This is a genomic window from Bradyrhizobium sp. CCBAU 11361 (assembly GCF_028128935.1).
In the GTDB taxonomy this organism is placed as follows: domain Bacteria; phylum Pseudomonadota; class Alphaproteobacteria; order Rhizobiales; family Xanthobacteraceae; genus Bradyrhizobium; species Bradyrhizobium niftali.
In genome coordinates, this window is record NZ_LBJZ01000193.1 from 159,741 (window position 1) to 172,738 (window position 12,998).

At 59.0% G+C, this 12,998-nt stretch carries 5 protein-coding genes and 2 pseudogenes; 5 read left to right on the top strand and 2 right to left on the bottom strand.

Annotation, left to right across the window (positions count from 1 at the left end):
* Positions 1-101: 101 nt before the first annotated feature.
* Positions 102-2,750 carry a type I secretion system permease/ATPase gene (locus XI08_RS33750; protein ID WP_271577707.1) on the top strand — a complete coding sequence of 883 codons (2,649 nt, stop codon included), beginning with the start codon at positions 102-104 and terminating at the stop codon, positions 2,748-2,750.
* Positions 2,737-4,161: an HlyD family type I secretion periplasmic adaptor subunit gene (locus XI08_RS33755; RefSeq protein ID WP_271577708.1), complete on the top strand. Its 1,425-nt coding sequence runs from the start codon at positions 2,737-2,739 to the stop codon at positions 4,159-4,161. The genes XI08_RS33750 and XI08_RS33755 overlap by 14 nt, the downstream gene beginning before the upstream one ends.
* Before the next feature lie 139 nt (positions 4,162-4,300).
* Here XI08_RS33755 and tnpC read toward each other — a convergent pair.
* Positions 4,301-5,868 (bottom strand): annotated as a pseudogene (gene tnpC / locus XI08_RS33760) (IS66 family transposase).
* A gap of 512 nt (positions 5,869-6,380) precedes the next feature.
* Entirely contained in the window at positions 6,381-7,295 is a 915-nt protein-coding gene (locus XI08_RS33765; protein ID WP_271577709.1) for a hypothetical protein, read from the bottom strand.
* Positions 7,296-8,205: 910 nt separating this feature from the next.
* Between XI08_RS33765 and asnB the strand changes: the two genes are divergently transcribed.
* The 3 genes and pseudogenes from asnB to XI08_RS33780 all read left to right on the top strand — a co-directional run.
* Positions 8,206-10,182, top strand: a complete 1,977-nt coding sequence (gene asnB, locus XI08_RS33770) for an asparagine synthase (glutamine-hydrolyzing) (protein ID WP_271577710.1) — start codon at positions 8,206-8,208, stop codon at positions 10,180-10,182.
* 324 nt (positions 10,183-10,506) lie between these two features.
* Positions 10,507-11,865 carry an O-antigen ligase family protein gene (locus tag XI08_RS33775; RefSeq protein ID WP_271577711.1) on the top strand — a complete coding sequence of 453 codons (1,359 nt, stop codon included), beginning with the start codon at positions 10,507-10,509 and terminating at the stop codon, positions 11,863-11,865.
* A 329-nt stretch (positions 11,866-12,194) separates the two neighbouring features.
* Positions 12,195-12,829, top strand: a pseudogene (locus XI08_RS33780) (IS630 family transposase); the annotation flags it as partial.
* Between the last annotated feature and the right edge of the window lie 169 nt (positions 12,830-12,998).

The following is a 12,998-nucleotide window of genomic DNA, read 5'->3' on the forward strand; positions in this document are numbered from 1 at the left end:
CGCACCCAGGCTCAGCGCCTGGGTGCGGCCCCGTCAATATTTGGGAATGCATGAGAAGGAACATCATACGCGGCCGGTAGCCGCGAAGGGTTGAGTAATAAATGGCGATCCAGAATGGAAATGCCCATGCCGCAGATCTAGGGCTTCGGTCCCTTGCTCTGTTCCTGCGCCTTCATGGCGTGAACGCCGAGCCCGACCAGCTCCGCGACCGTTGCGGAGAGAGCGCAATCGGCATCCGTGCGATGCTTCGCTGCGCCCGCGATTTCGGACTGAAGGTCGGTTCGCGCACGACACATTGGAAACAGCTTGCAGGCATCAGCCTGCCCGGCATCGCCGCGCTGCGTGATGGCGGATTTCTGCTGCTCGGGAAGGTCGATGACGACGCCGCGCTTGTGCTGCATCCGACCTCGGCACATCCGAAGCTGATGCCGCGTGCGGAATTTGAAGAAATCTGGGACGGCCGCTTAATCCTGACCGGATCTCATGGTCTCGCCGATCGGGCGCAGCATGCGTTTGCCGGTCTGATTGCGCGCGGGCGTGATCTGGTTGCGCTCGCCGGCGATGCTCTGGCCTCCGCACGGTCCGCGGAACGTCGCGATACGCCCGTCCAGGAGCCGGCTCCTGAGCCTGCGGATGGCGATGAGTCGGGACTCATTGCGATGGCGATATTGCTGCGTTGCCATGGCATTGCGGCCGACCCGGAGCAAATTCGCCATCGCATGGGCACCTCGCGGATCGGTGTGACCGAAATCCTGCGCTGTACCAAGGAGTTCGGCGTCAAGGCCCGGGCACAGCGGTCAAGCTGGAACAGGCTTTCCGTCACGCCGTTGCCGGCGATCGCCGCGTTGCGCGACGGCAGCTTCCTGGTCCTGGGCAAGGTCATCGACGACAAGCTTCTCGTTCAGCGCCCATTGTCTTCCCGACCCGAATCCATGACGCAGGCCGAACTTGAGGCCGTCTGGGATGGCGACATCATCCTGATGACCCGGCGTGCGGCCCTGACGGATCTGTCCAGGCGATTCGATATCGGCTGGTTTCTCGGTGCGGTCCACAAGTATCGCCGTCTTCTCGGCGAAGTGCTGATCGCGTCGTTCTTCCTTCAGGTCTTTGCCCTCGTCGCTCCGCTGTTCTTCCAGGTCGTCATCGACAAGGTACTCGTGCACCGGAGCATCAGCACGCTCGACGTCCTGGTCGCGGGTCTCGTCGCGTTGACCTTGTTCGAGACCGTTCTCGGCACGTTGCGCGTCCATCTGTTCGCGCACACGACGAACCGCATCGACGTCGAGCTCGGTGCCCGGCTGTTTCGTCACCTGATGGCGTTGCCGATCGCATATTTCCAGACACGCCGCGTCGGCGACTCGGTCGCACGCGTTCGCGAACTTGAGAACATCCGGCAGTTCCTGACGAGCTCGGCGCTCACCCTTGTCATCGATCTTCTGTTCACTGTCGTCTTCCTTGCGGTCATGTTCTACTATTCGGCCGCTTTGACGTGGATCGTTCTGGCGTCGTTCCCGTTCTACATCGGCATTTCCGCCGGCGCCGCGCCGCTGTTTCGCCGGCGACTCGATGAGAAGTTCAATCGCGGCTCGGAGAACCAGGCCTTCCTGGTCGAAAGCGTCACGGGCGTCGAGACGCTGAAGGCGATGGCAGTAGAGCCCCAGATGCAACGCCGCTGGGAGGAGCAACTCGCCGGCTATGTGGGGGCGAGTTTCCGCGTACTCAGCCTGAACAACACGGCGAGCCAAGCGGTCCAGATGATCAACAAGCTGGTCACGGCCGCAACGCTCTACTTCGGCGCCAAGTTCGTGATCGGCGGCGACCTGACCGTCGGCGAGCTGGTCGCGTTCAACATGCTGGCGGGGCGGGTAAGCATGCCGGTGCTTCGGCTCGCGCAGATGTGGCAGGATTTCCATCAGGCCCGGCTGTCGGTCGATCGGCTCGGCGACATTCTCAACACCATCCCGGAACCAAGCTTCAGTTCGGCCCGCGCCGCGCTGCCGGCGATCCGCGGCAAGGTCGTATTCGAGCACGCGACCTTCCGCTACCGCGTCGACGGCCCCGAGGTGCTGCACGATGTGTCCTTCGACATCGAGCCCGGCCAGGTCATCGGTATCGTTGGCTCTTCGGGCTCGGGCAAGAGCACCATCGGCAAGCTGATCCAGCGTCTCTACGTGCCGGAGAGCGGACGCGTGCTGGTCGACGGCGTTGACCTCGCGACGGTCGACCTGACCTGGCTTCGGCGCCAAATCGGCGTGGTCTTGCAGGAGAACGTGCTGTTCAATCGCTCGATCCGCGAGAACATTGCCCTCGCCGACCCGGCCATGCCCATGGAGCGCGTCATCGATGCGGCATCACTCGCCGGCGCTCACGACTTCATCCTGGAGCTGCCCGAGGGCTACGACACCATCGTGGGCGAGCGCGGCAGCAGTCTATCCGGCGGGCAGCGCCAGCGTGTCGCGATCGCTCGCGCACTCATTACCAACCCCCGCATCCTTATCCTCGACGAGGCAACCAGTGCGCTCGACTACGAAAGCGAGCGCGCCATCCAGCAGAACATGAAACGGATTTCCGCCGGCCGGACTGTCATCATCATCGCTCACAGGCTTTCTACCGTGCGCAACGCGAACCGGATCATCACTCTCGAGCATGGCCGCATCGTCGAGGACGGCAGCCATGATGAACTCATTCGCTCGAACGGGCGCTACGCAAATCTCCACTATCTGCAGGCCGGTATCCATGACGTCCGCTAACCGGAATATCGTTCCGTTTCCGAGAGCCGAGGTCAGACGGCGCGAGCACGAGATCGCGTTTCTGCCGGCGGCACTCGAGATCACCGAATCGCCGCCGTCGCCGATCGGTCGCGCGATCGGGGCGAGCATCATCGCGGTCTTTTGCGTTGCGCTGTTGTGGGCATCACTGGGCAGCGTCGACATCGTCGCGACTGCGACGGGCAAGATCGTGCCCGGCGGACGCACCAAGCTGATCCAACCGTTCGAGACCGGCGTTGTTCGCGCCATTCACGTACGTGACGGACAGAGCGTCAAGGCCGGCGATGTGCTGATCGAACTCGACCCGACAATGACGGAAGCCGATCAGGAGCGCCAGAGAAGCGATCTCGTTGCGGCCGAACTCGACGTCGCCCGGCTGCGGGCAGCGCTCACCAGCGATCCGCTTGCCGCCTTCCGATCACCGCAGGGCGCAAGCGCGGCGGAGATCGAGATGCATCGCCAGTTTCTGATCAGCCAGCGCGCCGAGCAGAGCGCCAAGCTCGCGGAGATCGAGCGCCAGCAAGGTCAGAAGGAAGCGGAGCGGGCGACCACATCGGCAAGCGTGGCGAAGCTCCAGGCGACGATACCGGTGCTCCAGGAGCGGGTCGACATTCGCAAGGGTCTCGTCGACAAGGCCCTGGCTTCGAAAGTTGTCTATCTCTCCGAGTATCAGGAGCTGGTCGGCCTTCAGCAGGATCTGGTCCTCCAGCAGAGCCGGCTCGGCGAAGCCGACGCCGCCATCGCCCTGCTGAAGGAAACGAAGGAAAGGACTGCCGCGGAGTATCGGCGTGCCACCTATGACGCACTCGCGAAAGCTGAGCAGAAGGCAGCGAGCGCTGCGCAGGAAGTGGTCAAGGCGGATCGGCGCACGAAGCTTCAGCAGTTGACCGCGCCGGTCGACGGCGTCGTTCAGCAACTCGCCGTTCACACGGTGGGAGGCGTGGTGACGCCGGCGCAGTCGCTCGCCATCGTGGTTCCAAGCGAGAGTCAGCTCGAGATCGAGGCCATGCTCTCCAACCGCGACATCGGCTTCGTCCATCCCGGACAGAAGGCGGAGATCAAGATCGATACGTTCAACTTCACGCGCTATGGGCTCCTGCACGGGAACGTGCTCAGCGTGTCGACCGACGCCATCACGCGGGACAGGCCGGGCGGACCGAACGACCGCGCGGCGGGCACGGCGCAAGGCAGCAGCGAGCCGAAAGGCCAGGAGCTGGAGTATGCGACGCGGATTTCACTCGACCGCACGCACATGCAGGTGGAGGACAAGCTCGTCAAGCTCGGTCCCGGCATGGCGGTGACGGTCGAGGTCAAGACCGGCGCGCGCACGATCATCAGCTATCTTCTCTCGCCGCTGGCGAGGTACAAGCAGGAATCGCTGCGAGAGCGGTAGACGAAGCGGAGCGTCATCGAGGAGCGATGCGCGCAACCTGCCGATGTCGAACCGGCTGAACTAGTTCCCCTCCTAAAACAATGTACGCGTCAGGTGACGGCCCCTGGTTAGGTCATCTTGAGCGGATGGCTGACCGCGCTTATGCGGCCAGAGCGACGTTCTGAGGTCGCCAATTCCAGGGCATGAGTTCGTGGATGCGCTTGGCGGAATGATCCGGCAGGCGGGCCAGCACGTCGGCGAGCCAAGCCTGTGGATCGATGTCGTTGAGCTTGGCGGTGGCGATAAGGGTGTAGATCGCAGCCGCACGCCGGCCGCCCTCATCGGAGCCGGCAAAGGTCCAATTTCTTCTGCCGACGGCGACAGCCCGAAGCTCGCGCTCGGCGGCATTGTTCGACATGCAAAGCCGTCCGCTATCAAGGAAACCGGTAAATGCGTCCCAGCGGCTGAGGCAGTAATTGATTGCCTTGATCGTATCGTTGTTCCTGGAGAGCTTGGCGCGCTGTTCGCGCCACCGCGCCTGGAGTTCGACGATCGGAGGGCGGCTATGCTCCTGGCGCACGTGCAGGCGCTCCTGCGGAGCAAGATCGTTGATCTCACGTTCGATGGCGAACAGGACATCGATGCGCTTGACGGCCTCGGCCGCGATCGGCGCCTTGCTGAGCCGCGCGAGATCGAAGAACTTGCGCCTGCCGTGTGCCCAGCACGCGGCCTCGATGATCGGGCCTCCTTTGCCATTGGCCTCGTAGAGCTTGCTGAACCCGGCATAGGCGTCGGCCTGCATCAGTCCGGCATACCCGGTCAAATGCTGCTCCGGATGCTCACCGCCACGATCCGGCGAGTAGAAGAACACGGCCGCCGGCGGATCCGGCCCGGCAAACAGACGATCGTCGCGCACATAGGTTCAGAGCCGGCCGGTTCGGGTCTTGCCATTGGCCGGGACCGGTACTGTGGTGTCGTCCGCGTGGATGCGTTCGGCCGCAAAGACATGGCTCCGGATCGCATCAACCAGCGGCATCAGGGTTGCGGCGGAACCTACCACCCAATCTGCCAGCGTCGAGACATCGAGGTCGATGCCTTCACGCTGGTAGACGTCGCTCCGACGATTGAGCGGCAGGTGCAGGCCGTACTTCGCGAACAGGACATGGGCCAGCAGCTTGGGCCCTGCACGCCCGCGCGCAATCGGGTGCGAGGGAGCCGGCGGCTGGGTGATTCGCAGGCCCGGCAGACGAGCTTCTCGCGCACGTGCTGGATCACTTTCCACTGGCGCGGAACGAGCTCCAGCGTCTCGGTCACGTCCTCGCCGAGTTTGCGCAACCGGCTATCGTCACAGCATGGGCAGGTCGCAGGCACCGGATAGCCAAGGCGTTCCCGCGGCAAATGCTCCGGCAGCGGCCGGCGGGCTGGCTTGCGACGCTCGAACGATGGCACCGCAATCTTCTCGGCTGCCATCTGCGCCGCGGTCTCGGCTTGGGCCGCGTTCTCCTCCAGGTCGGCGAGCTGTAGCTCGGGCTGGTCCAGCAATGCGCCTCGCTCGGAGGACTGTCAGAACTGCTCGTGCCGCACCTTCTTGATCGTGAGCTTGAGCTTCTCGATCAGCAGTGTCCGTGCCTGAGCTTCCGCCTCCGCAGCCAAGCGGGCCACTCGCTCGGCGCGCGGCATCGCCTTCAGGGTGGTCACATCGTCGGGGAGAGAATCATCGGCGTCCATCGCCGACCAGACAATCACAAGACGCGGTCTCCGTCCGGACTACTGGTCGCGCCGTCGATTCAAATCACAGCGATCAGCCGGCCGTCGAGCCGTTCGACTTGGGCACTGCGCTTATCACTGTCCATAAGGACAGTTCTCAACAACACGCCTCACTCGGCAAGGCGGCCCTCACCGGACGATACAAACAAATCGGCAAGGACACAGGCGAAGAATTCACGCCAAACCACGGCAACGAACGACGCGCGTTATTGAGAGATCATACTTAGAGCCAAGACGCGCCCGCTCGAGATGCAGAATAGCGCGGCCGGCGAAGACACCTAACGCCAATCGTAACCGCTGTTAGATAGCACAGCCACCCAAATATTCCGATCAGTCGGAGGTTCGCCCGAATACGAGTTCATGGCATCCAGATCCGACAAGTCCAAGGGACGGAGGAATTGGGAACGACCGATCTCCGGAAATGCTTCGGCCTCGGAGCGATCCGGATGATAACTAACGAAATGCGCGTTGGCTCAGTTAAATTCTGTCGGATGCGGACTCGACGTCGACGGCCAATACGTCCACACTTCGATGTTGGTTTGCTCGGTTGAATATGTGTTCGTTGGTGACCGCATAAGATTCGAATACGCGGCAAACGGAAAAATCCGGTCGATAGGATCTTGCGTGGCTTTGTTCCAACCCACGTATTGTGTGACTCCATTCCAGGTGAAGTTGAACGCACCAGACTGAGCAAAAACTTGAACACCATTGATGGCCGCCCAAATCCAGCCGGTGCCGTTCATACTACGATTCATTGCGAATTCGATATGGAACCACTGACCGAGAGGCACCGGTGCATAATTGGTCTGACCGGCCACCATGGAGCCAAAGGACGAAGAGGGGCTTAACAGAGCCTGAGCATAATTTTTGTAAACTTGATTGATCCAGCCGTCATGGCTGACCTGCCAAATAATCTGGTTTTTAGTCCAAACGGCCATCACAAGCCCGACGCCGAATCGCTCGGTATTGAGGTTGCCACCGCCGACGCTCGCTCCATTGGTCTTGGTCTCCATGAACATAAACCAAAATCCTCCGCGCGAGGCCAAGTCGGGCTGCAGCCAAATCCACTTCGAAATATAGAGCATTCCCTGTGGCTGGTTCACATCCGGAAAGATCTGAAAGCTATCTTGAGTTGGAGCCACATACGGATTCACAAAAGTAGATTTAAACACTTTATTGGAAACCCCGGCCGGGACAGAATTGTCCGTGACGATCTGACGGGTCTCGTCCGATGGACTATTCCAAATCATTTGCAGCGAGTCGATCGCTCCGGCCTTTCCGCCCCAAATGCCGGCGGGGTAGCGCGGGCTTGTGTTGCCGTAAACAAGGTCAGTGCCCACAATGTCCGTCCAACCGCCGCCGTTGTAGGTCCGCGCACCTATATTCAAGGACAATCCCTGAAACGAAAGACCCAAAAATGGACCCGAGCCAGGGGCGGGAGCTGGAACTGGAGCTGGTGCCGCCGGCGTGGATTCGCAGGCGTTCGATGATATGCAAGATCGCGTACCAGCTAATTCTAGCACCGTATCTTGCGAGGTCTGTTCAAACCTACTTATCGAGCGTTCTAGAGAGGGACATCCATCTTTGACGAGATATGTTCCGCTCACATCAGCGCAATTGAGAGCGTGTGCCGGAAACGTCCAGAACGTGAGAAGAGCAACGCAAATCGATAGGTGTTTCATTTAACTCCCCAGAACAAAAACACACGCCCCGGCCCCCTTAAGCCGAGACAACGCTTCCACCAAGCCCATAAGCATAAACTGCACCCCGATAGCCGCAAGCCCAAGCGATATCGCGCCGTTCTGGGAACGGCGCGCGGCAGGAGATAGAAGAAAGACTGTGGCAGGTGCAGACCATAGTTGAGCAGCTCCGCAGCTGCCTCAAGGCCGGACGAACCATTGACCCGAGGATGATAAAGCATTTCCTCGACCACGGCGGCGCTCGACGCCGACGACAGTTCAGCCTATTCGATCGCGTGGATCGACTGCCTTCCTAAGGGCGCTCAGCTTGGCCGCTCGCTCGTGTTCCTTCGGCGAACACGCGACTCGACACGAGTTGCGGGGCCGTTCGGCGGAGAACCGGTTCCCTCGCTCGGCGATCCAGAGCCCTCCATGCCGATTGACTTCCCGGCTTAGCGCTTACCCCGTTCCGCAATCTGCTGGCCTTGGCTTTTCCCGTGATCGAGAATGGGTAATCCGAAAGGGTCGAGCCGCGGACCGGTTCAAAATACTATGCTGCTAGGGTGTGAGTTTGGATGCCATGCGTTGACGTCCTCTCATTAGGGAGCTCTTTTCAAGCATGTGCGGAATTTCCGGTATTTGGGAGCGTAATGGTTGCAGCCTGCAAGATCTAAAAAGGCGGGCGTCTGCAATGACGCAAACCCTGAGCCACCGAGGGCCAGACGACAGCGGAGTTTGGTTAAGCGAGCAAGCCAGCATTGCCTTCGGGCAGCGTCGCCTGGCAATTATCGACTTGTCCCCGTTGGGACATCAACCAATGGTCTCGGCCAACGGGCGATATACAATTACGTTCAATGGTGAAGTATATAATTTCCAAGAACTGAGGGCCGAATTGGAGCATTGCGGAGTTCGGTTTCGTGGGCATTCAGATACGGAAGTCATTGTCGAAGGAATCGCCCAATGGGGGATCAAATCGACGATCGCCCGCTTGAACGGAATGTTCGCAATTGCAGTGTGGGACGCCGGAGAGCGTCAACTGTTCCTGGCTCGTGATCGAATGGGCGAAAAGCCGCTCTATTGGGCGATTTTCGATGGACTAGTTTTGTTCGGATCAGAATTGAAGGCGCTACGCGCTCATCCCGGTTGGAAGCCAAGTCTCAATCGGGGAGCGATCGCCGCCTTTCTTCGGCATAGTTATGTGCCGGGCCCATTCACGATCTATGAACATGTCTACAAACTGCCGCCCGCCGGGTTTGTCAAAATCGCGAGCGGCGGCGGCCCCGAAGTGGACGCGTACTGGGATCTGGCTGGTGTTGTTTCGCAGGGGCAACGCAATACGCTTCGAGCCGACGAAGAGGGACTGGTCGATGAGCTCGAGGCGTTGCTGCATGATGCAGTATCGCGCCGCATGATAGCGGATGTTCCGCTTGGCGCCTTTCTGTCGGGTGGTTATGACTCATCTACTGTCGTCGCGCTGATGCAGAGAGCTTCTCTGAGACCAGTCAGGACGTTTACCATCAGCTTTGAGAACCCGGCATTCGACGAAGCCAAACACGCTGAGGCCGTCGCCCGACATCTTGGGACCGACCATACAACGTTTCCCGTTAGCGGCGCTGACGCTCTTGATGTGGTGCCGAAGTTGGCCGAGATGTATGACGAGCCATTCGCCGACCCCTCCCAGATCCCAACCCATATTGTTTCCGCGTTGACGCGAAAACGCGTCACGGTGGCTCTGTCAGGAGATGGTGGAGACGAATTGTTTTCCGGATACGACCGGTATCAACGGACGGACAACGTTTGGCGACCGAGTGCGAAGATGCCGCTTGCGCTTCGCCGCCTCGTGTCTTCAGGCATTCGCGCCGTGCCACCTAGCACTTACGACAGCATAGCGCGTTATGTACCATACGTTCGGCGCGTGCCACGTGTTGGCCACAAGGCTCATCGGTTGGCCCAACTGCTCTCAATGTCATCGATCGATTCCGTGTACTATCAAGTTGTCTCACAGACCCAAGACAATCTCGTAAAAGGATCCCGAGAGGTGCGGACGGCCTGCTGGGGTCAAAACCTCGAGGTTCTCTTGCCAGATCCGGTGGACCGTATGCGCTACCTGGACCTGTGCACGTATTTGCCCGATGACATCCTGACTAAGGTTGATCGAGCCTCTATGGCCATCGCTCTTGAGGTGCGTGTTCCGCTCCTCGACCATCGCCTGGTTGAATGGGTCTGGAAGCTGCCGACATCTCAGAACGCGCGTGCCCGGCGTCCCAAACATTTGCTCCGGCGCGTTCTTGCCCGCCATGTGCCCGATCGTTTGGTCGATCGCCCGAAAATGGGGTTTGGGGTTCCGCTCGCAGATTGGTTGCGTGGTCCCTTACGGGATTGGGCCGAAGACCTGATGAATGAAGCTGACCTGAGCGCCGGTGACATTTTTGAAGTCGAGGCCATTCGCTCGCTCTGGGCTGAATTCTTGAGCGGAAATAATGAGCGATATTACCTCATTTGGAATGTTCTAATGTTTCAGGCGTGGCATCGTCGGTGGGGCGATGCGTCGGTGGCGGACATCGGAACAAGACGCTTGGCATCCCTCTTGAATTGAAGATTTGGCGACTTGGCTTTGGTGGAGAACCGCCAATGCGATTCCCGACAATGTCAAATACACATCCCCAGATACACGGGCATGTCTACTCGGACGCGGCCGCTACTTTGCCGCGCGCAGAACGCAGTTATGTATGGGGCGCGCACGGCTATAAGGACTCTATCAGTCGCTTACGCCCGAAACTGTTGCCGCCTATTTTCCAAATTGTGATGCTGACGACCGGACGTCGAGACCTGGAGTTTCCTCGCCGCGACCTGACCAGATGCGAGAAAGTGTAATGGACCGTTAGAGTAGAGCAACCACAATAGGTCGATGAGTACATCTTTGAGCAATAACGCCCGAGCGCCTTATCATCTCACGTTGCCAGTTTCAGGCGCGCAAGCTGGAACTTTCTTCTTTCTGCTGTTCGTTTTCATGTGGCCCTTCCAGCTCTTACCATTTATGACAGACAATTTGTTCGGCATCCAAGGGCTTAAACTCTTCAACTTATTATCAGCAGTAGTCTTGGCTTATCTGATGTTCGACACTGCGCCCCTACACGCGACCGACAAAATCGAACGAACATCCATCAGAGTTTTTCTCCTTTACTTCGCAACTTTTGCCATCGCCCTCATTCGATCAATTCCGAACGCGCCCCTTTTGCATAGTCGCTTCCCTGTTTCATTTCCAGAGTCCTACTTTGACTTTGTACTATCGGCTTGCATTGTGCCGACGTTTTACACTCTATCCTTCCTGTTTACCCTTAAGCGTATGTGCTCCTTTCAGGAGCTCGAGAGGATCACGACGGTGATCTGCCTTTCGATACTATTGCTATCAATCGCTTTCGTCGCGGTCGTCATGACGAATCCGTCCGTTCTGCTTTCAGGTCACCCGGGAATGACTGATAACGAGCGGGACGAAATGGCCCAGTTGTGCCAAGCGTATTTTGGAACCCATTACAATGTGATTGGAAGCATGTACATTTCTACTGTACCTTTGTTGCTCTATCGAGCTCTTACGCGCGGCGCTCTCTGGATCGCACCCCTGTGTCTCTCGCTCCTGGCGGTTCTTCTCCTCGGGTCACGAACCGCGCTTGTCACAGTAGCGGCTTCGTGTTGCCTATTTCTGATCCTGAGGCGCAGCTTTGTCATTTTAGTTCTTGGTGTTGCGGCGGCTGGCGTCGCATCGTTGGTGTGGATCGGACCAACCGTGGACGCTCTTCTCTCGGTCGGGCTTGGTAGCAGTTCCGGCTTCTCGGCCGATGCCTTGCTGACGGGCCGAGTTGATTTCATTTGGGGGCCGCTGCTTAGGGAATGGACGAGCAATATCGGCCTGTTCCTGTTTGGCGCTGGTCGCTACGGAATGGGGACGAGCCAGCTTTGGGATACAGGAACCCTGATACAGGCCAACGTAGCGCATAATGCAATTATCGAATTCTTTCTTGATTGCGGGGTGATTTTAACTGGTGCGCTTCTAATTTTTCTTCTCGTTGGAACAGCTACCGCCTGGCGAGTTGGGCGAAGGTTGAATAGTGACCTATATTGGGCTCTGTTCGCGAGCATCTTTGGTTATGGAATTGGTATGGCGACTGGGCGCAACATCTTTCCAACAATTGAAAACATGTATTCATTTCCGATCATTGCGATGATGATCAACTTGGCGCGGTTGCGGTATCTCGCGAGCCAACCGGCGCCACGTGAATAATTGGCTTGCAGACAACCCATTGCGCCGAGCTGTTACCGGATACCAAGCGCGGCCGCCGTAACACTTGGCGTAAGCGCCAAGCTGAGGCCGTTCAGGCGTTGTGTCGGCCTCGATCTCCCATAGCCCAGCCATCGTCGTGACGGTCTGCGTCGCCAGGTGCTAGTAACATAATTATTGCATGGGTTTCGGGCATCTTGATCTCTTGATCGAAGGAGATACCCGATGCGGACCGAACGCCCGAAGGCGATGCTGACGGTCTCCGGCGACGAACGCACGCAGCTCACCGCCATAACGCGGTCGCGCTCGCTCCCTGTGGCGCTGACGCAGCGCCCTTCTTTGTCGAGAAGCTGTGCGATGTGGTCGGGCTCTAGCTCAATCCGCCTGACAAGGCCGTGGTGCTTTGCGTCGATGAGAAGAGTCAAATTCAGACTCTCGAACGAACCCAGCCCATGCTTCCTATGGGATTCGGCAACATCGAAGGCGTTACCCACGACTACCAGCGTCATGGCAGGACCACCCTGCTCGCGGCCCTCAATGTCCTCGACGGCGCAATCATCGCTCAATGCAATCCCCGCCATCGTCACCAAGAGTTCCTCGCCTTCCTGCGTCACATCGAAGCGAATGTGCCGGCCCAACTGGACATCCATCTCGTCGTCGACAACTACGCCACCCACAAGTATCCCAAGGTAAGGGCCTGGCTCGCCCGCCGCCCGCGTTGGCACATTCACTTCACGCCAACCTACGCCTCCTGGCTTAACCAGGCTGAACGCTTCGTCTCACTCATCACGCAACGCGCAATCCGGAGGCGGTCGTTCGATTCCACCGCCGAGTTCGGCAAAAAATCGACCGCTTTATCGGTACCCACCACGCAAGTTCACGCCCCTTCGTGTGGACCGCTACCGCCGACTCCATCCTCCAGAAACTTGCGCTACTTTGTCAGCGAATTTCCGGGACGGAACACTAGCTCTTGTTGACGTGCAGTTCGTAAATGTAAGCGTAGGTCTGCGGCCCCGTTAATTGGCGTTTGACCTCTATCTTGATCGAGCTGCAGCGCGGCGTGGGTTCCATTTTTCCGACAATGCGTTGACAGCGGCGTCGAGTGCCTTCCGATCGATGATGTTCGGATCGAACCC